General features: G+C 67.1%; 17 protein-coding genes and 1 pseudogene. 4 read left to right on the top strand and 14 right to left on the bottom strand.

The genetic code is table 11. The features are described from left to right. Positions 1-25: 25 nt before the first annotated feature. Positions 26-1,468 (bottom strand): undecaprenyl-phosphate glucose phosphotransferase, encoded by a 1,443-nt coding sequence (locus AC1DIN_RS00250; RefSeq protein WP_441471753.1) that lies wholly within the window; start codon positions 1,466-1,468, stop codon positions 26-28. 152 nt (positions 1,469-1,620) lie between these two features. Beyond that, positions 1,621-1,995 carry a VanZ family protein gene (locus tag AC1DIN_RS00245; RefSeq protein ID WP_441471754.1) on the bottom strand — a complete coding sequence of 125 codons (375 nt, stop codon included), beginning with the start codon at positions 1,993-1,995 and terminating at the stop codon, positions 1,621-1,623. 208 nt (positions 1,996-2,203) lie between these two features. Between AC1DIN_RS00245 and AC1DIN_RS00240 the strand changes: the two are divergent. Together AC1DIN_RS00240 and AC1DIN_RS00235 are read left to right on the top strand one after the other, a co-directional pair. Further along, a pseudogene (locus AC1DIN_RS00240) lies at positions 2,204-2,337 on the top strand (aspartate/glutamate racemase family protein); the annotation flags it as partial. A 94-nt stretch (positions 2,338-2,431) separates the two neighbouring features. Then, on the top strand, positions 2,432-3,826 hold the full coding sequence (locus AC1DIN_RS00235; protein WP_476808264.1) for a DUF2793 domain-containing protein: 1,395 nt from the start codon (positions 2,432-2,434) through the stop codon (positions 3,824-3,826). A gap of 124 nt (positions 3,827-3,950) precedes the next feature. Here the strand turns inward: AC1DIN_RS00235 and araD are convergent, their stop codons facing one another. The 3 genes from araD to AC1DIN_RS00220 all read right to left on the bottom strand — a co-directional run bounded on the left by araD (position 3,951) and on the right by AC1DIN_RS00220 (position 7,430). Then, on the bottom strand, positions 3,951-5,681 hold the full coding sequence (araD, locus tag AC1DIN_RS00230) for an L-arabinonate dehydratase (protein WP_476808263.1): 1,731 nt from the start codon (positions 5,679-5,681) through the stop codon (positions 3,951-3,953). Positions 5,682-5,821: 140 nt separating this feature from the next. After that, positions 5,822-6,739 carry a dihydrodipicolinate synthase family protein gene (locus AC1DIN_RS00225; RefSeq protein ID WP_476808262.1) on the bottom strand — a complete coding sequence of 306 codons (918 nt, stop codon included), beginning with the start codon at positions 6,737-6,739 and terminating at the stop codon, positions 5,822-5,824. Beyond that, positions 6,729-7,430, bottom strand: coding sequence for a GntR family transcriptional regulator (locus AC1DIN_RS00220; RefSeq protein ID WP_441471758.1), 702 nt, complete (start codon positions 7,428-7,430; stop codon positions 6,729-6,731). Before AC1DIN_RS00220 ends, AC1DIN_RS00225 begins: the two co-directional genes overlap by 11 nt. A 200-nt stretch (positions 7,431-7,630) precedes the next feature. Between AC1DIN_RS00220 and AC1DIN_RS00215 the strand changes: the two genes are divergently transcribed. Beyond that, positions 7,631-8,605, top strand: coding sequence for a Bug family tripartite tricarboxylate transporter substrate binding protein (locus AC1DIN_RS00215; protein WP_476808261.1), 975 nt, complete (start codon positions 7,631-7,633; stop codon positions 8,603-8,605). Between the two features lie 34 nt (positions 8,606-8,639). On the opposite strand, the gene AC1DIN_RS00210 is transcribed toward AC1DIN_RS00215, so the two are convergent. Continuing rightward, the gene (locus tag AC1DIN_RS00210) at positions 8,640-9,275 is read right to left on the bottom strand and encodes a LysR substrate-binding domain-containing protein (protein WP_476808260.1); all 636 of its coding nucleotides are present in this window, start codon (positions 9,273-9,275) and stop codon (positions 8,640-8,642) included. Here AC1DIN_RS00210 and AC1DIN_RS00205 point away from each other — a divergent pair. Next, positions 9,274-10,284 (top strand): DUF2891 domain-containing protein, encoded by a 1,011-nt coding sequence (locus AC1DIN_RS00205; protein WP_476808259.1) that lies wholly within the window; start codon positions 9,274-9,276, stop codon positions 10,282-10,284. The genes AC1DIN_RS00210 and AC1DIN_RS00205 overlap by 2 nt on opposite strands. Before the next feature lie 4 nt (positions 10,285-10,288). Here the strand turns inward: AC1DIN_RS00205 and AC1DIN_RS00200 are convergent, their stop codons facing one another. The 8 genes from AC1DIN_RS00200 to AC1DIN_RS00165 form a co-directional block, all read right to left on the bottom strand. Further along, on the bottom strand, positions 10,289-11,326 hold the full coding sequence (locus AC1DIN_RS00200; protein WP_476808258.1) for an LLM class flavin-dependent oxidoreductase: 1,038 nt from the start codon (positions 11,324-11,326) through the stop codon (positions 10,289-10,291). Positions 11,327-11,344: 18 nt separating this feature from the next. Next, positions 11,345-12,277 carry an ABC transporter substrate-binding protein gene (locus AC1DIN_RS00195; RefSeq protein ID WP_441471764.1) on the bottom strand — a complete coding sequence of 311 codons (933 nt, stop codon included), beginning with the start codon at positions 12,275-12,277 and terminating at the stop codon, positions 11,345-11,347. Between the two features lie 205 nt (positions 12,278-12,482). Continuing rightward, a complete protein-coding gene (locus tag AC1DIN_RS00190) occupies positions 12,483-13,415 on the bottom strand; it encodes an ABC transporter substrate-binding protein (RefSeq protein ID WP_441471765.1) in 933 nt (310 codons plus the stop codon). Between the two features lie 26 nt (positions 13,416-13,441). Further along, positions 13,442-15,244 (bottom strand): amino acid ABC transporter permease/ATP-binding protein, encoded by a 1,803-nt coding sequence (locus AC1DIN_RS00185; RefSeq protein ID WP_476808257.1) that lies wholly within the window; start codon positions 15,242-15,244, stop codon positions 13,442-13,444. A 37-nt stretch (positions 15,245-15,281) separates the two neighbouring features. Next, positions 15,282-15,818: a GNAT family N-acetyltransferase gene (locus AC1DIN_RS00180; RefSeq protein WP_476808256.1), complete on the bottom strand. Its 537-nt coding sequence runs from the start codon at positions 15,816-15,818 to the stop codon at positions 15,282-15,284. Between the two features lie 36 nt (positions 15,819-15,854). After that, positions 15,855-17,198, bottom strand: coding sequence for an LLM class flavin-dependent oxidoreductase (locus AC1DIN_RS00175; protein ID WP_476808255.1), 1,344 nt, complete (start codon positions 17,196-17,198; stop codon positions 15,855-15,857). A 26-nt stretch (positions 17,199-17,224) separates the two neighbouring features. Beyond that, on the bottom strand, positions 17,225-18,229 hold the full coding sequence (locus AC1DIN_RS00170; RefSeq protein WP_476808254.1) for an MsnO8 family LLM class oxidoreductase: 1,005 nt from the start codon (positions 18,227-18,229) through the stop codon (positions 17,225-17,227). A gap of 23 nt (positions 18,230-18,252) precedes the next feature. Next, positions 18,253-18,855, bottom strand: a complete 603-nt coding sequence (locus AC1DIN_RS00165) for a flavin reductase family protein (RefSeq protein WP_476808253.1) — start codon at positions 18,853-18,855, stop codon at positions 18,253-18,255. Positions 18,856-19,201: the final 346 nt, after the last annotated feature.

Genomic DNA, 19,201 nt, shown 5'->3' with positions numbered 1-19,201 from the left:
TGATTCAACCTGGCCGGACCCGGTTCTAGCGCGCGTTGGTGAAAGCCTTTCGACTGAACACCGTTCGGAACAGGATCGCGACGTCGAGCCAGAACGACCAGTTGTCGATGTACCAGTGATCATAGGCGACGCGCTTGGCCATCTTCTCGTCGGTGTCGGTCTCGCCCCGAAAGCCGTTCACCTGAGCCCAGCCGGTGATGCCCGGCTTGACGTTGTGACGGCGCGCGTAGTTGGCGATCCTGCACTGGAACTCGACATCATGGGCGAGCGCATGCGGCCGCGGCCCCACCAGCGACATGTCGCCGGCAATCACGTTCAGAAGCTGGGGCAGTTCGTCGAGATTGTAGCGGCGCAGCACCTGCCCGACCCTGGTGATCCGGGGATCGTTGCGCTTGGCCTGGACGACGACCTGGCCGTCGTCGGTCGTGGTCATGGTCCGGAACTTGAAGATGCGGAACGCCTGCTGATTGAAGCCATAGCGACGCTGCCGGAAGAGGATTGGGCCGGGCGAGTCGAGCCGGATCAACGCGGCGATCATGATGAGGAGCGGCAGGGTCAGGACCAAACCCGAGACGGCAGCAACCATGTCGAGCGCGCGCTTGGTGGCGATCTCCGCTCCGGACAGCGGCTGACGGGTCAGGCGCAGGCTGGAAAACGAGCCGGAGCGAACGAAATGCGGCGTCTCAAAACGCTCCATGATCGGCTCAGGCGCGAGATGGATCGCGACCGGAAGATTGGTGAAGGCGCCGACGCAGGCCTCGATGGTCTTCTGCTCCGACCAGGGCAGGGCGATGAGGACGGCATCGGGCCGCCTGGCCCGGCAATTTGCCACGGCGGCGGCCAGATTGGCCGAGAGTTCCGCCGGATTGCCATCCCGGCCCGATTTCAGGAACGCAACGTCTGCGATCGCGAAACCGACATGCCAGGGTTTGTGCCGGGCGACGAAGGACATCACGTTGTCTTCCCGCCCGATCAGGAACACGCGCTCGGACGTGATCCGACCTGCCTTGCTACCGGCTGCGACCCACCGGGCAAGAAGCGAGCGCGACAGCGCGATCACCGGTATCCCGGCGAAATAGGTCGTGAAAATGACGATCCGCGAATAGTGACCAGTGATCTTGGCGACGAAGATGAGCGCCAGGAAAGCGACCATCGTGATGTTCCAGACCGAGAAGGCCGATGCGATCTGGCCCTGGGGCGAGAGGTAGTTTTTGAGCTGATAGCGCCCTTGCATCAGATTGATGAAGACGAAGATCGTCATCAGCATCGCCGCCAGCTCGGGGGCAGCGCGATCCATGCCAATCTCGTTCTGGGTTACCAGGTAATAGGCGGCCGACGCCGCACCGACGAGAGAGCCGACGATGATCGCGTCGCTCGCCGCAGTGAGCGGCCCGAGCCAGTACCGCCAGAGGCGCGGCCGGCTTTCGGACGTTGTCAGCAGCGTGCTGTCCAGATCGTTGACGCTCATGTCACCCCGCCTTCAGATCCGAGCGGCAGCGACGCCTCGTCCCAAAGCGGGACGCAGGCTCACAGCGGATCCGTCGTGAAGGCTGAGGTGGCAATGCCTGTGCCGCCAACAGGTGGCCCAGATCGAGACACTGGATCTGGCGGGTTGCACGTTCAGATGGCGTTGCGGAAGCGCCGGAGCATATATTCGAAGGAGCTCGCCATGGCGGAGCCGACAAGCGCCCCCATGATCTTGACCAACGCGTCATGAGGCAGCCCGTGACGGGTCATCTCCAGCGTCTGCAGCCATTCCAAACCTGCGGCCAGACCGATCAGGCCGGGCAGCACCAGCCAGCGCTGGCGCGGGTAAGCGAAGGTGAGCAATGCGCCGGCGGCAAGATAGGCGAGGAAGCGTTCGGTATCCGCACCCAGGTCCATGAGGTGGGGCCGCGCATCGATCGGCGACAGCGTCGAAACGACGATCACGAGGAGGGCGGTCCAGCCGATCAGGACGGCGGCGCGGCGCAGCTTGTCGAGGGAGGCGTTCAAACCGGAACTCCGAATGCTGGCGGGGCGCACAGCAAGATCTAGGCCAGCACTGTAAGAATCGTTTCGCGCCGATGCCCAGCTATGCCCTTATGGCAATGTAAAAACGGCGAAGCAATGGCATAGGTGAAATCTGCGTCATGTCTTCGCACCGTCTATGCTGTCGTAAGAGCGTCGGGTCAACATGTCGGCGATGAACGGGAGAGGTTTCATGCTGGAGAGTTCTGCCGCGTCGTCGGCGGAGCGGATCGCGCCGGGCGGCAAGGCCATCCATGGCGTGCCGCTCGGCACCTGATGCCGGAGGCGCGCTTTCCACGCATTCCCGGCGACATGGGCAATGGCACGTTCGGCTGAGCCGGCCGACTTATCCCCGGCTTCGGCAATCGCCCGATAATCCCCCTCGCGACAGCCCGGCGCTGCATCCCCTTCGCGAGGCCACATGACCGACACCCCCCGACTTTCCCTGCCCCTGCTCGCCGCCGGACAGGCGCAGAAGCACGTCACCCACAACGACGCGCTGACGCGACTGGATGCCTTGATCCACCTCGTCGTCGACAGTCGCACGCAGACCGCGCCGCCGGCCTCGCCGACGGAGCTTTCCGCCTATATCGTGCCCCCGGGCGGCACCGGCGCCTTCGCCGGCCGGGCCGATCAGCTGGCGCTGTTCGAGGATGGCGGCTGGACCTTCCTGACGCCGCGCGCGGGCTGGCAGGCCTGGGTCGCGGACGAAGCCGAGCACAATCTCTGGACCGGGACGGATTGGCGCCGCGACAGCCCGCTCAGCAACCTCGGCGCCGAACGCTGGGGCATCAACGCGTCAGCGGATGCGACCAACCGGCTCGCCGTCTCCTCCGAGGCCAGCCTGTTCAACCATGCCGGCGGCGATCATCGCCTCAAGATCAACAAGGGCGCTGCGGGCAACACCGCGAGCGTTCTGTTCCAGACCAATTGGTCGGGGCGCGCCGAATTCGGCCTGGCCGGAGACGACGAATTCCGGGTGAAGGTCAGCGGGGACGGCTCGGCGTGGCACGATGCAATCGCGATCGATCGCTGGACGGGAAGCGTGGTTCTGCCAGGCTCGGCCTGGGCCTGCGGCACGGACCTCCTGATCAATGGCGACATGCAGATCAACCAGCGCGGCTTCGCGGGCGGAGCGCTTGCGACGGGAAACTACGGGTTCGATCGCTGGAAGGCGGCGAGCGGCGGCGCCAATCTTTCGCGCAGCGGTTTCGCTATCACGTTGAACTCAGGTGGAATCGTGCAGGTCGTCGAGCCGGCGCTGTGGGGCCTTGCCTCCTTCGCCGGTCTGTCGCTGACGCTGTCCGTCGAAGGCCTGAGCGGCGGCAATCTCTCGGTCGCCATCGGTAGCCAGACCGGCACGATTACGGCAGGCGCAGACCGGCGTTCGGTGACGTTGACCCCGGCTGTGGGCGACACGGGGGCCTTGACGGTACTGTTGTCCCCGAGCGCCGGGACGGTCAGCTTCGCCCGCATCAAGCTGGAGCGGGGGACGGTCCCCACTGGATGGGGAGCCCGCGCGCTGGCGATCGAGCAGATGCTGTGCCGACGCTACCATTGGCGCCCGGACGGACAGATCCTGATCGACGCCTACCAGGCTGCGGCGGCGGGCGCTCGCCAGAGCATCGGGATGCCCGTACCAATGCGAACGACGCCGGCAGTCGGCTTCACCGTGTCCTCGGAAATCAATGTGCAAGGCAGCGATCGCGGCGTTGTCGCCCAATCACCCGAGCGTGCCTATGCCTATGTCACCGCACAAGCGCTGGGGCGGGTGCGGGCAGCGTTCGACGCCATCGCCTTCGATGCGGAGTTTTAGGGCAGCGCGTCATGCTCGGGCTTGCCCCGAGCATCTCCGGGAGAGCGGGCTCTGGAGCCTCCCTCGGCTTGAGATTCTCGGTTCCGCGCCGGGCGCGGCCCGGGAATGACGCCTCCTGCTCGCGTCAGTGAATCTCGGGTTCCGCCACCTTGGCAGTGCCTTCGAGATAGTCGAAATCGCAGCCCTTGTCGGCCTGCCGGATATGGGCCGCGGACATCTTGCCCCAGCCGCGCGGATAGTCGCGGTCGGGCGGCGTCCAGACGGCGAGGCGGGCGGCGATCTCTGCTTCGGTGAGGTTGACCGAGATGCTGCGGGCCTCGACATCGACGCTGATGATGTCGCCGGTCTGCACCGCGGCGAGCGGGCCCTTGATATAGGCTTCCGGCGCGACATGCAGGATGCAGGCGCCGTAGCTGGTGCCGGACATGCGGGCATCCGAGAGGCGCAGCATGTCGCGCACGCCCTGCTTCAGCAGCTTCTTCGGGATCGGCAGCATGCCCCATTCCGGCATGCCGGGGCCGCCGACCGGGCCGCAATTCTTCAGCACCATGATGTGGTCGGCGGTGACGTCGAGGTTCTCGTCGTTCACCGCCCGCATCATTGCGTCGTAATCCTCGAAGACGAGGGCCGGGCCGGAATGCTTGAGCAGGCGAGGTTCGGCGGCCGAGGGCTTTATGACGCAGCCATCGGGCGCGAGGTTGCCCTTGAGCACGGCGAGGCCGTTGGCGGTCGAGACCGGGCGGTCGAGCGGGCGGATGACGTTGTCGTCATAGACATTGGCGAGCGCGATGGTCTCGGCGATCGGCTTGCCGGTCACGGTCATCGCATCGGTGTGGAGCTTGCTTTCGAGCTGCTTCAGCAGAGCGGGGAGGCCGCCGGCATAGAAGAAATCCTCCATCAGGAAGTCGCCCGAGGGGCGCAAATTCGCGATGACCGGGACCGTGCGCGAGAAGGCGTCGAAATCGTCCGGTGTCAGCGGCACTCCGGCGCGACCGGCCATGGCGACGAGATGGATGATCGCGTTGGTCGAGCCGGCGACGGCCATGTGGACCGTCAGTGCATTCTCGAAGCTCTTGCGGGTCAGGATCTGGTCCGGCGTCAGATCCTCCCAGACCATCTCGACGATGCGCTTGCCTGCGGCGGCGGCCATGCGGGGATGGGCGGCGTCGGCGGCAGGGATGGCGGAGGCGCCGGGCAAGGTGAGGCCGAGTACCTCGGCATGGCTCATCATCGTCGCGGCGGTGCCCATCACCATGCAGGTGCCGTAGGAGCGGGCGATGCCGCTTTCCATATCGCGCCACTGATCGTCGGTGATGTTGCCGGCTTCCTTCTCGGCCCAGTACTTCCACACGTCGGCGCCGGAACCCAGCACCTTGCCGGCCCAGTTGCCGCGCAGCATCGGCCCGGCCGGGACGAAGATGAAGGGAAGCCCCGCGCTGCAGGCGCCCATGATCAGGGCCGGCGTGGACTTGTCGCAGCCGCCGAGCAGCACCGCGCCGTCCAGCGGGTGGGAGCGTATCGACTCCTCCGTCTCCATCGCCAGGAAGTTGCGATAGAGCATGGTCGTCGGCTTCTGGTATTGCTCCGAGACCGACATCACGGGGATTTCGATCGGGAAGCCGCCGGCCGCCCAGACCGCGCGCTTCACCGCCTCGGCGCGGTCGCGCAGATGGGTGTGGCAGGGGTTGATCTCGGACCAGGTGTTGATGATGCCGATGACCGGCTTGCCCATGAATTCCTCATGGCCCAAGCCCATCTGCAGCGCCCGCGAGCGATGGCCGAAGGAGCGCAGATCGCTCGCCCCGAACCAGCGCCAGCTGCGCAGGGTCTCGGGCGTCTTGCGGGGGCGGGACATGGGCGTTTCCTCGGAATTCTTGTCGTTCTAGTCGGTTCTGGCGTCATGGTCGGGCTTGACCCGACCATCCCGGAAACCAGTGCCATCTTGTCATGAGATTCTCGGGTCTGCGCTTCGCTCCGCCCGAGAATGACGGCCTGTCACTCAGCCGCGGCCTTCACAGCGCCCCAGCCCGACACGATGCCGCGCAATTCCGCCCGCTCGGCCTCGTTCAGCTCCGGCAGGCCGGGCAGTCTGACCGGGCCGACATCGGTGCCGAGCAAGCCGAGCGCCTCCTTCACCACGGTGACGTTGGCGCCGTTGCCGTATTTGGTGCGCAGCTTCTCGAAGCCGGCGATGGCATCGACCTCCCGGCGCGCCGCGGCATAGTCACCGGCTTCCAGCGCACGCCAGACAGCGAGCGAGCGCTCGGGCACGACATTGATAAGACCGGAGGTGAAGCCGCGCGCGCCGAGCGCATAGAAGGGTGCGGCCCAGCCCTCGGCGAGGCCGCAGATCCAGTTGGCCGAGGAGCCTTCGGTCTCGCGTACGCAATCGGCGAGCAGCATCATGTTGTTGGAAGCGAACTTGACGCCGGCGACGTTCGGATGCGTCGCGACGCGGATCAGGTCCTTCACGCCGATCGCGTCCGAACGGATATAGGCGACGAGCGGGATCGACAGCGCCTCGGCGATGGCGAGGATGTAGTCGGCCTGGGATTGCGGCGCGGCGAAGGGGTCGAGCGGGTGATGCACCATCGCGGCATCGCAGCCGGCCCTGGCGGCGAGGTTGCCGGTCGCGACCGCCTCACGCAGGGACCTGCCGATGCCGGCCGTGACCAGCGCCTTGCCGGCGGCAGACTCGGCTGCGACGGCGTGGGAACGTTCCACCTCGGCCGTCGTCATCGGGTAGAACTCACCGGTGTTGCCGGCCGAGACGATATTGTGGATGCCGGCCTCGGCGATGCGCCGGACTATCTTGCCGGTCAGGCCCCAGTCGGCCTCGCCATCCGCCTTCCAGGCGGTGACATGGACGCCGGAAATGCCGCGCAGCGCGCTGCGCACCTTGTCATTCGTCATAGTCCAGTCCCTCCGCATCCGCGCCGAAGACCAGCCTTACATGGGCCTTCGCCGAGCGGACGATGTGGCGGCGCATCCTGAGTTCGGCGAGCGCGGGATCGCGCGCCAGGAGCGCCTCGTAGATGCCGCGATGCTCCTCGAAGCCGCGGCGGCGTTCGGCCAGCTCCGAATGAAGCGAAATGCGCTGGGCGTGATCGTACATACGCTGGCCGTCGAGCCGGCGCTCCAGATAGGTGCAGCCCGAAATGCGATGGATCGCGCGGTGATAAGTCTCGTTGAGCGCGACCAGATCCTCGAGGTCGCCATGCTCGGTCGCCTGCTCCATCTCGGCGATCAGCCGGGCGAGCTCTCTTTCGTCGCTCCCGGTCAGATGGTTTGCCGCGATATGGGCCATGACGCTTTCGAGCGCGGCGCGGCCGAGCGCCATCTCCAGCGCCTGCCGCGGCGAGAACTCGACGAAGACGCCGCGCCGCGCCTCCGTCCGCACCAGCCCTTCGCTCTCCAGCTTGCGGATCGCGTCTTTCACCGGTGTCGTGCTGACGCCGAGCATCTCGGCGAGCTGGCGTTCGTTCAGCCGCTCGCCATTGCGGAAACGCCCGGCGACGATGGCGCGGCGCAGGCGCTCATGCACGTGCTCGCGCAGCGAACGCAGCAGATCGGGGGCGACGGGTTCTACGGCAGGCTGCAACATCATCATTCCGAAGCGGCCAGTCGACATCCACCAAAGCCGGATAACGACCCGCGCCGCACACCGGCATCAAACAGCACAATCCTCCTGTTCCGGCAATCTGAAATTTCAGATTTCAAATCTGCAATCCTGTGATATCCCTCGGGCAAGCGCCCAGAACGAGGCGCAAGGCGGAATGTCCGTGACGGGGAGGAACAAGACCAGTGAGCATCAGCCGCAGAACGATCATCATCGCCGCCGCTTGCCTGGCTGCGGCTGGGCCTGTCTTCGCGCAAGGCGACTATCCGGGCAGCAAGGTCGTCACCATCGTCGTGCCCTTCGCGGCCGGCGGCACCACCGACCTGCTCGGGCGCATTCTGGCTGACCGGCTGGGCCAGCGCCTCGGCGGCAAATTCATCGTCGAGAATCGGCCGGGCGCCGGCGGGAATACCGGTGTTGCTGCCGTCGCACGCGCGCCGGCCGATGGCTACACGCTGACCATGGGCACTGTCTCGACCCATGCGATCAACCCGGCTGTCTATGCCAGGCTGCCCTTCGACCACACCAAGGACTTCGCGCCGATTTCACAGGTGGCGAGCGTGCCGAACATCCTGATGGTCAATATCGATCTGCCGGCCAAGACGGTTCCCGAACTGATCGACCTGCTCAAGAAAAATCCCGGCAAGTACTCCTTCGGCTCGTCTGGGGCGGGCACCTCGACCCATATGGCGGCGGAGCTGTTTAAGGTCGCAACCGGCACCGACATGGCGCACGTGCCTTATCGTTCGAGCGGGCAGGTGACGCAGGACCTGCTCTCCGGCCAGATCCAGATCACCTTCGACAACATCACAATTGCCTGGCCGCATGTGCAGGACGGCAAGATCAGGGCCCTCGCTACCGCGACACCGCAGCGGCTGGAGGTCGCCAAGGACCTGCCGGCGCTGGCCGAGTTCATTCCAGGCTATGATGCCAGCTCCTGGCACGGCTTCTTCGCGCCATCCGGCGTGCCGAAAGAGATCGTCGCCAAGCTCTCGGCCGAGACGCAGGCGATCATGAAAGAGCAGGCGGTGATCGACCAGCTCAAGAAGCTCGGCGTCGATCCCGTCGGCTCGTCGCAGGAGCAGTTCACCGCCCATATCTCCTCGGAGACCAAGCGCTGGGCCGAGGTGGCGCAGAAGGCGAATGTGAAGATCGAGTGAGGCGGTCGGGCTTCCGGCGCCGCGAGCCGTGGAATCAATCCGCGGCCGCAGTGGCGATCGCATTCATGAGCCAGCGCAGCGCGGGGTCCGCCAGCGCGCGCCGTGCGTGCAGCAGGTCGATATCGAAGGCGGCCACTTCGCAGGGGAGCGGCAAGACTGCGACGCCGGCGCTTGCTGCAAAGCGGCGGGCAACCCGCTCGGCCATCGTGGCGACCAGATCGGTGCCGGCTACCGCGAAGGGAACCGCGACGACATGGGGCAGGGTGACGGCGACGCGGCGCCTCAGCCCCATTTGATCAAGGGCGGTATCGATGGCGCTCGGCAGGCCGTCGCCCCCGGCCGCCGAGAACAGGGCGTGGGGCAGGGCGGCATACTCGCTCAGAGTCATATCTGCTCCGCCTCCGGCGCGCGCAGCGTCCCGGATGCAGACGAAGCGTTCCTCGATCAGGCGCCGGCGCAGGCAGATTGCTGAATCTGGCAGGTGGCCGCCGATCAGGGCGTCGAGTTCGCCCCGCTCCAGCCGCGCCAGAGCTGGTCTGGTCGGCGCTCGGCGCCGCGACCTCGCCGACGATGGCGCTTTTCTTCGCGGCGACGCAGTTTCCCATCTACATGACCCCACGCCTGATCGCCTTCCTGATGCGTCGCGCCGAACCGGAGACAGCCAAGCCATGATCGCCCCCGCCCTGACCGAAGAGATTGCGCTGCGCTTCGCCCGGATCGCGCTCGGCCATGTCCGCCGGGAGTATCCGAACAAGCCGGACCACACCTTGGCCGGGCCGGAGGATGCGCGCACGCCAAGCGCGCTGCATCCGGTGTTCTACGGCAGCTATGACTGGCATTCCTGCGTGCATAGCTACTGGATGCTGGCCCGCCTGCTGCGGCGCTATCCAAATATGGAAGCCGCCGCCGATATCGTGGCGCTGTTCGATGCGCAGCTCGTTCCGGAGAAGATCGCGGTCGAATGTGCCTATCTCGCTGCCCCGACGGCGCGCGGCTTCAAGCGGCCTTATGGCTGGGGTTGGCTGCTGAAGCTTGCCGCCGAGCTGGACGGGTTAGACGATGGGCGCTGGGGCAGGGCACTGGCGCCGCTCGCCGAGATCTTCGCGCAGCGCTTCCGCGACTTCCTGCCGATCGCGACCTATCCGGTCCGCGTCGGCACGCATTTCAATACCGCCTTCGGCCTGCGGATGGCTGCCGACTATGCGGCGGCGACTGAGGACGGGGCGTTCCTGACGCTGCTGCGCGAGACGGCGCTGCGCTGGTACGGCGCTGATGTCGACTGCCCGGCCTGGGGCGAGCCGAGTGGGGACGATTTCCAATCCTCCGCCCTGATCGAGGCGGAGTGCATGCGCCGGCTGCTTCCGGCGGAACGGTTCATACCCTGGTTCGAGCGCTTCCTGCCGCATGTCGCACAGAGCAAGCCGGCCATTCTGTTCAAGCCGGCCACCGTGAGCGACCGGACCGACGGCAAGATCGCGCATCTCGACGGGCTCAATCTCAGCCGGGCCTGGTGCTGGAGCGCGCTCGCCGCGGCCTTGCCGGCGGGCGATGCGCGGCGCACGGTCATCGACGATGCCGGGCGGCGGCATCTCGAAGTCGGTCTGCCGCATATCGCCGGCGACTATATGGGCGAGCACTGGCTCGCGACCTTCGCCGTGCTCGCTATCGAGGAGCGGTAGCCGGTCAGGCAGCTCCCTTCAGCTCAGCTCCTCCGCGCCAGCCGAGCGCCGGCGCGACGAGGGCAGCGAAGTCGCGGATGATCTGGCGGTAGTCGTCGATGCGGAAGTTGTAGGGCAGCTCCAGCCGTAAGGTATCGACGAGCGGCAGGATCGGGTCCGCCGCAAGCTGTTCGATCAGCTCGGCCGCTGATCCGACGAGATCGGGTGCGAATTGCGTGCGCCGTTCGCCCTGCGGGGCGAGGGTGCGGGCGTGGCGGCTGGCTGCGTAGTCGCGATAGCGCTGGCGCGTCGCGGCGTCTGCTCCGTCGATCGGGACGATGACGCGGCCGACTGCGATCCGCGGTGTGCCTGCGCCGCGCCAAAGTTCGCGGAACGTCTCGATATGGCGCCGCTGCGCCTCGAAGAAATCATCGGTTTCCTCGCCGATGTTGATGTTGCCGACCAGCAGATGGAAGCCGTTCTCCGCTGCCCAGCGCGCGGAACGCAGCGAGCCGCCGCCGTACCAGAGACGCTGGCGCAGGCCGGGAGCGTGCGGGCGCAGCCGCGGCCGATGCTCGCCGGCGGCCGAGGTGATGCGCGTATCGGGATCGCCGAGCCAGCCGCCTTCGATATTCGCGGCGAGCCGCGCGACGCGGGCATGCGAGAAATCGATCGTCGCCGGATCACCGTCGAAGAGGCGATCGCCCAGCAGCTTGCCGAAGGGCGGCGGGCCAGCGCTCAAGCCGATGTTCAAGCGCCCGTCCGAGAGCACATCGACCAGCGAAAGGTCTTCCGCCAGCCGGAAGGGGTTCTCGTAACCCATCTGGATGACCGCCGTGCCGAGCCCGATCCGGCGCGTGCGCTGGGTCGCGGCGGCGAGGAAGGTCGCCGCCGAGGAGACGCCGGGTTCGAGATGACGCTGGCGCACCCAGGCGCTGTCGAAGCCGACAGCTTCCCCATGTTCGAACAGCGAGAGCGAATCTTCGAGTCCGCCGCGGGGATCGGCGTCGTCGTAGTTGCCCGGTGTCAGGAAGGCGATGTGCCGGATCGAGAGCTTGGTCATGTCAGTCGTTTCGTCATGTCAGTACTTCGGCAGGCCGGGCGGGTTGGTCTCGGAGCGCTCCACGGCTTCCTCCTCGATGCCCCAGCGGGCGAGGGCTTGCCGGTATTTCCCGCTCTTGATCAGGTTGTTGGTGGCGAGCGTCAGCGCGTCGACGAGGCCGCTGCCCTTGCGGGTGGTGATCGCGACATCGGATTTGAGCGGCCAGCCGGCGCTCAGCGTGCCGATGCGCTTGATGTCCTTGTCGCGGGCGGCGACGAAGACGAGCTGGGCATGGGGCTGAACGACGACGTCGACCCGGCCGGCGCGCAGCGCGACGAGCCGCGCTGCCTCATCGTCGAAGAGCTGCAGCTCCAGCGGCTTCAGGCCGGCAGCGACATTCTGCTTGCTCCATTCGACCAGGATGCGCTCCTGGTTGGTGCCGCCGCCGACGCTGAAGCTCAGCCCCGCCGCGTCCTTCGGTTCCTTGATGCTGGTGACCTTGCTGTCGGCCTTGACGAAGAAACCGTGCAGGCCCTGGCGATAGGTCGAGAAGTCGAATTTCTCCTTGCGCTGCTCGGTGACGCCGACATTCGAGATGACGGCGTCGTATTTGCCGGAGGCCAGTCCGAGCGGCCAGTCGGCCCAGGCGAGCGGCACGAGGTTGAGCTTGAGGCCGAGGCTGTCGGCGACGAGCTGAGCGAAGTCGGGATCCGCGCCGACCACGGTTTTGGCATCGGTGGCATAGGTGGAAAGCGGAGGCCCGCCAGGGCTGATGCCGACCGTGAACACGCCGGGCTCGACGAAAGTGAAGCCCCTCGGAACGGCGGCGACGGCGGCCGGGTCCTTCTCGGCGCGGATACGACCGGGTTGTTCGGGGCCAAGATCGAAGGGCGCCTGCTGGGCGAAGGCGGGCAGGCTCGTGGCGCCGAGCGCGCCGACGAGAAGCGACAGGAGTGTCCGTCGCGGAATCATGGTGGTCTCCAATTCTTCAGATGGGGCGCGATCAGGCCACGCCAATGACTTTTTCGAGCCCTCATCCCGAGGAGCCATTCCCTTGGAATGGCGTCTCGAAGGATGCTCCAGGAGGTTCGAGAGGCATCTGGAGCGCCCTTCGAGACGCGGACTTCGTCCGCTCCTCAGGACGAGGGCTGTGAATGGTCAGCGGCTTCGAAGGCTTTCACGCCTTCGGCAGGCCCGGCGGGTTGGTGCGGGACTGCTCGATGGCTTCGGCCGAGAGGTTCCAGCGGGCGAGCGCCTTGGCGTAGTTGCCATTCTTGATCTGGCCGTTGAGCGCATGGGTGATCGCGTCGGCCAGGCCGGCGCCCTTGCGCGTCGTCACCGCGATCTCGGCGAGGACCGGCCAGCCGCCGCTGAAGTTGCCGGCGAGCCGTGTCTTGCCTTCCTGCGCTGCCTTGAAGCTCAGGAGGGCGTTGGGTCCGAGATAGGCGTCCGCGCGGCCGGATTCGAGTGCGAGATAGAGCACGACGTCGTCGTCGTAATACTGGGGCTCGACGGGCTTGAGCCCCGCCTTGATGTTGGCCTCGTTCCAGCGCAGCAGGATCTGCTCCTGATTGGTGCCGGCCGAGACGATGACCTTGAGGCCGGCGACGTCCCGCGGTTCGCGGATGACGATCTCGTTATCCTTCTTCACGTAGAAGCCGAGCAGGTCCTTGCGGTAGGTCGAGAAGTCGAACTTCTCCTTGCGCTGCTCGGTGACCGTGACGTTGGAAATCACCGCGTCGTATTTGCCGGAGGTGACGCCGAGCGGCCAGTCGGCCCAGGCGGTCGGTACGACCTCGAGCTTGCGGCCGAGCGCATCGGCGATGAGCTGGCCGATGTCGGGCTCCGAGCCGATGATCGTCCGGGTGTCGTTGGCATAGCTGCCGAAGGGGAGGCGCCCGGCGGTGTTGGCGATGGTGAAGACGCCGTCCTTCGCGAACTTCGCATCCTTGGCGATGAGCTTGATCGCCTCCTCGTCAATCTGCGCGCGCGGGCGGCCGGCCTGTTCGGGCGAGAGGTCGATCGCCTGCTGGGCGAAGGCCCTGGCGGGGAGGATGGCGGCCGAGGCGGCGCCGGCGAGAAGGCTCAATGAATCGCGTCGCGTGATCATGGTCGGTTTCCTTGTGCGGGGGGAGGTCAGAGCACTTTGGCGAGGAATTCGCGGGTGCGGGGGTGATCGGGGGTGCCGAGGATCTGGGCAGGGGCGCCGGTCTCGACGATTCTTCCGGCCTCCATGAAGACGACCTGGTCGGCGACCTCGCGGGCGAAGCCGATCTCATGGGTGACGATGACCAGTGTCGTGCCGGAGCGGGCGAGCTCCTTGATCACGTCGAGGACTTCGCCGACGAGCTCGGGGTCGAGCGCCGAGGTCGGCTCGTCGAAGAGCAGGACCTTCGGCTTGAGCGCGAGGGCGCGGGCGATGGCGACGCGCTGCTGCTGGCCGCCCGAGAGCTGGCGCGGATAGGCCTGCGCCTTGTCGGCCAGCCCGACGCGGACGAGGAGTTCCTGCGCCTCGGCCAGAGCCTGCTCGCGGGAGAGACCGCGCACCGTCACCGGCGCCTCGACGATGTTCTCGATCGCGGTCAGATGCGGGAAGAGGTTGAAGTTCTGGAAGACCATGCCGACGTCGACGCGCCGGACGAGGATGTCCTTCTCCTTCAGCTCGTAGAGAGTCTCGCCGTCCTGCCGGTAGCCGATCAGCTCGCCGTCGATGGCGATGAAGCCCTCGTCGACGCGCTCCAGATGGTTGATCGAGCGCAGCAGGGTCGATTTGCCGGAGCCGGACTGGCCGATGATCGCGGTGACGCTGCCCGGGCGCAGGGACAAGTTGACGTCATCGAGCACCTTGAGCGGGCCGAAGCTCTTCGAGACATGGCTGATGCGGATCTCGCCGCCGCTGCGCGGGGAGAGCGTGGCGAGCGAGACCTTGCCCTGCGAGGCCGCAGCCTGGCTCGGAACCGCGACGCCGCCACCGGCCGTCGCCGCCGCGATGCGGCTGCCGCCCAGCCAGCGCAGGGCGCGGTCGATGACCGACGGCGGCGGATTGCGCAGGGCGCCGCGCGAGTAATAGCGCTCGACATGGTGCTGAATGAAGGAGAGGACGCTCAGGATGACGAGGTACCAGACCGTCGCCACCATCAGGAGCGGGATCACCTCCAGATTGCGCCGGTAGATGACTTGGATGGTGTAGAACAGCTCCGGCAGGGCGAGGATGTAGACCTGCGAGGTGCCCTTCGCGAGGGTGATGACCTCGTTGAAGGCGGTCGGCAGGATTGTCCGCATCGCCTGCGGCAGCACGATGCGCGAGACCTGGCGGCGGCGCGGCAGGCCGAGCGCCGCGGCGGCTTCCAACTGGCCCTGGTCGACGGAGAGGATGCCGCCGCGTACGATTTCCGAGGAGAAGGCGGCGGCATTCAGCGTCAGGCCCAGCACGGCGGCGAGGAAGGGCGTGATCAGCTGTGTCGTCTGCCAGGAGCCGAAGCTGATCCCGGTGAAGGGAATGCCGAGCCAGATCGTGCTGTAGAGATATCCGAGATTGTTCAGGATCAGCAGCAGCACGATCAGCGGGATCGAGCGGAAGAGCCAGACATAGCCCCAGGACAGCGAGGCGAGCAGCGGCGAGCCCGAGACCCGCGCCAGCGCCAGCACGGTTCCGAGCAGGAAACCGAAGACGGTGCCGAGCAGGGTGAGCAGCAGCGTGCGGCCAAGCCCAGCCAGAACCGGCTCGGCGAAGAACCATTCGGCGAAGACGTCCCAGCCCCAGCGCGGATTGGACAGCACCGAATTCAGGACGGCGAAGAGCACGACCGCTGCGAAGATGGTACCGATGGTGCGTGCCGGATAGCGCGCCGGGACGATGCGATAGCGGCTGAAATCTCGGTGTGGTGCCGGGGTCTGGGCGTGCGCGGGCAAGCCCGCGAAGTCGCTGGCGAGGGTCATGGCTGGCTCTTGTTTTGTGAGAAGGAGGAGCGGCCCGTCAGGCAGCGCTGAGCGAGGAGCGGGGGGCCGGCCGGCGCGGCAGCGAGGCCGGCAGGACGGAAAGCTCCTTCTCGAAAGGCAGCTTGCCATAGGTCTCGGGATCGGCCGAGACGTCGAAGAGCGGGGTGTAGCCCGCCTCCAGATAGAGGCCCTTGGCCTCCGGCTGGCGGAAGCCGGTGGTCAGGAAGATCTTGCCGTAGCCCTGCCGTATGGCCTGCAGCTCCAGCTCGACGACGATGCGGCGGGCGAGGCCCTGGCGGCGGAAGTCGCTATGGGTCCAGATGCGCTTCATCTCGGCGGTGCGCTCGTCGTAGCGCTTGAAGGCGCCGCCGGCGATGGCGTGGCCGTCACGTAGCAGCAGCACGAAATTGCCGTCCGGCGGGGCGAAGAGCTCGGCCGGGTAGCGGCTCATCTCGGCGCCCGGCGGCTCGCCGAAATAGCTGCCGTAGCGGGTGGCGTATTCCCAGGTGAGCTGCTCGACCAGCGGCTGGGCGAGGGGATGCAGGGGGGTGGTGTAGAAAAACGCGTCGGCCATGGCGTGAGCCTTTCCGTGAAATCGTTGCGGGGCGGCTCAGCCGGTGCGGCGCGTCGGCGCGAGGTCCGAGATCGCCGCGTAGCGGCTCTCGCGGCGGGGCAGGCCAAGGTGGTCGCGCAGCGTCGCGCCGGGCAGGTTGCGGTCGTAGACGCCGCGCGCCTCCAGCACGGGGATGACGAGCTCGACGAAATCGTCGAGGCCCTGGCCGATCACCGGGAAGCCGAGGATGAAGCCGTCGGCTGCCTGTGTTTCGACGCGCCCGATCAGCTTGTCGGCGACCTCCTCGGCCGAGCCGATGAAGTCGCTGCGCGGCGTCGCGGCCTCCAGCGCGGCCTCACGCAGAGTCTGCCCCTTGAGGGCGGCGTTGCGCTTGATGCGGTCGGTGGTCGAGCGGAAGCTGTTCTTGCCGATCTCGCCGAGCTCGGGGAAGGGCGCGTCGAGCGGATAGGCGCTGAAGTCGTGATGGTCGAAGAAGCGGCCGAGATAGGCGAGCGCGTCGTCGATCGAGATCAGGTCACGGATCGCCCGGTATTTCTCTTCGGCCTCGGCCTGCGTGCGCCCGACGATGGGGCCGGCGCTCGGGAAGACCTTGACCTCGTCGGCCGACCGGCCATGGGCGACGGCGCTGGTCTTGATGCTGCGGTAGAAGCTCTGCGCTTCCTCCAACGGGACATGGTTGGCGAAGACCGCATCGGCATGGCGGCCGGCGAGCCCGATCCCGGCATCGGACGCGCCGGCCTGGAAAATCACCGGCTGGCCCTGCTGCGAGCGCTGGATGTTGAGCGGGCCCTCGACCTGGAAGAAGCGGCCCTTGTGATTGAGCGCGTGGAGCTTCTCGCGGTCGAAGAAGCGGCCGCTCTCGCGGTCGCGCAGGAAGGCATCGTCATCCCACGAATCCCAGAGGCCCTTGGCAATGTCGAGATACTCATGCGCGATCTCGTACCGCAGCGCGTGCTCGGGATGCGGGCGGCTGTAGTTGCGGCCGGAGCCCTCCAGCGGAGAGGTCACTGCGTTCCAACCGGCGCGGCCGCCGCTGAGCAGGTCGAGCGAGGCGAATTGCCGGGCGATGGTGAAGGGGTCGCTGTAGGAGGTCGAGACCGTGCCGACGAGGCCGAGCTTGCTGGTCGTCGTCGCCAGTGCCGAGAGGATGGTCAGCGGCTCGAAGCGGTTGAGGAAGTGCGGGATCGACTTTTCGTTGATGTAGAGCCCGTCGGCGACGAAGGCGAAGGCGATGCCGTTCTCCTCGGCCTTGCGGGCGTTGCGGATGAAGAAGTCGAGATTGACGCTGGCATCCGCCGGATTGCTCGGGTGGCGCCAGGCGTTCATGTGGCTGCCGGCGCCCTGCAGCATCAGGCCGAAGGTGAGGCGGGTGCGGGACATGGATGTGTCCTTTCGGGAGGGAGGGATCAGGCCGCCAGCGCCGGCGTCTCACCGGCGAGCAGCGTCACGGAGGCGAGGCGCCGGGCGGTGAGGGCCACCGGCGTGTCGATGACGAATTCGGCGATGCCGAAGCGGGCATGCAGCGCGTCGAGCTCGCGCCGGACCTGCTCGGGTGTGCCGGCGAGGATGTGTGGTTTGCGGATCTCTGTGCTGTAGGAGGCGGCGCCGGCCTGGCGGGCGTATTCGGCCGCCTGTTCCTCGCTGCCGAGATTGAGGTTCTGGCCGTTGTCGAGCGTGAGACGGACGACGCGATGGTTCTCCGTCAGGCTGAGTGCCTCCTCGGCCGTCGGGGCGGCGAAGGCGGCAACCGCGAGCAGCAGTGCAGCCGGGCCGCCGGCTTTCGCATAGGCGTTCAGGCTGACCTCGATCGCCTTCGGGTCGCCATTGTGGTGGCCGGCGAAAACGAAGTGCCAGCCGCGTTCGCCGGCCTGCCGGGCGCTGTCGGGACTCGCGCCGAGCAGGAAGCGCTCCGGCGTCACGGGCGGTACCGGGAAGGCACGGGCCTTCTCCTGCGGGCCGGGTGCCTCGGTTGGCGGGGCAAGGAAAGTGTCGAGCTCGTCCAGCAGAGCCTCGAACGAGGGCGAGCGCGCCGGATCATGGAGCACCCGCAAGGCCTCGGTCGCGAAGGGCAGGCCGCCGGGAGCCTTGCCAATGCCGAGATCGACGCGGCCGGGAGCCAGCGAGGCCAGGAGGTTGAAGATCTCGGCGACCTTGTAGGGGCTGTAATGCGGCAGCAGCACGCCGCCGGTGCCGATGCGGATGCGCTGCGTGCGCGCCAGCAAATAGGCCGCCAGCACCTCGGGGGCCGGGCTGGCGAGACCGGGGAAATCGTGGTGCTCCGCCAACCAGAAGCGGCGATAGCCGAGACGCTCGGCGGCCTGGACGAGGCTCGTCGTGCGCTGCAGCGCCGTGGCGGCGGTCTCGCCTTCGAGGATCGGGCTCTTGTCGAGCAGGCTGAGGCTATAGGTCATGTCGGAAAGCCGTATCGCGAAGGTCAGAGGGAGCGCAGGCCGAGCGCGGTGCGGGCTTCCTCGGCCATCCAGCCGAGCCGCTCATAGTCACCGCGCCAGTAGAGAAGGGCGGCATCGTTGGCGCCGAGCCTGATCTCGCGCACCCGGCCGATGACGATGGCGTGCGAGTGCCGCTCGATCAGCTCTTCCAGCTCGCAATCCAGTGCGGCCAGCGCGCCTTCGAGCAGGGGCGCGCCGGTGCGGCCTTCGCTCCACCGCGCCTCGGCATAGCGGGCGGGGCCCTTTTCGCCGGCGCGGCCGGCAAAGCGGTCGGCGACCTCCTTCTGCGCGGCGGTGAGGAAGTTCACGCCAAAGCTGCGGTGACGCTTGAGCACGGGGAAGGAGGAGGACGACAGGTTGACGCCGAACATCACGGTTGGCGGCTCGGCCGAAAGCGAGGACAGCGAGGTCACGGTCAGGCCGGTCCGGTCATCGCCACGCCCCGTCGTGATGACGGAGACGCCGCCGGCGAGATGGCGCAGCGCCGACCTGAATTCGCGACTGACGTCCCCCGCAGGCGGCGAAGCGCTCGCCGCTGGTCGGATGGCAGCGTGCGAAGCCGGGGGAGTCAGCGAGACGATCGCCATGGAAACCTCTGACGGAGACTGCGGATCGGGGGCGCCGGGCGGGGGAGCCTGACGCGCTGTCGGATGATGGCGGCGAGCCGGAAGGGAGATGACCCGGCCGTCTTCTGTTGCGGCGAAGAGCCGGTTGCGTGCTTCGGGGCTGCCATCGGTGTTCGCACGAGACATGAGGTCTCCTTCGCCGGCAGGCCGGCGTCGCAGGGAAAACGAATTCGGAAAGGAAGTCGTCAGGCGCTCAGCGGCGCCGGCGTTCCGTCAGGAACATCGCCTCCGCGGCGGGGCAGCAGAACTGACTGTGACGTTGGTCGGCATCGCCGGCGTGTCTCCGTGCTTCGGAGCCCACGATTTC

Source organism: Allobosea sp. 05T438, assembly GCF_056396025.1.
The sequence above is the reverse complement of the archived record's forward strand: the minus strand, read 5'-3'. Positions and strand labels throughout refer to the sequence as shown.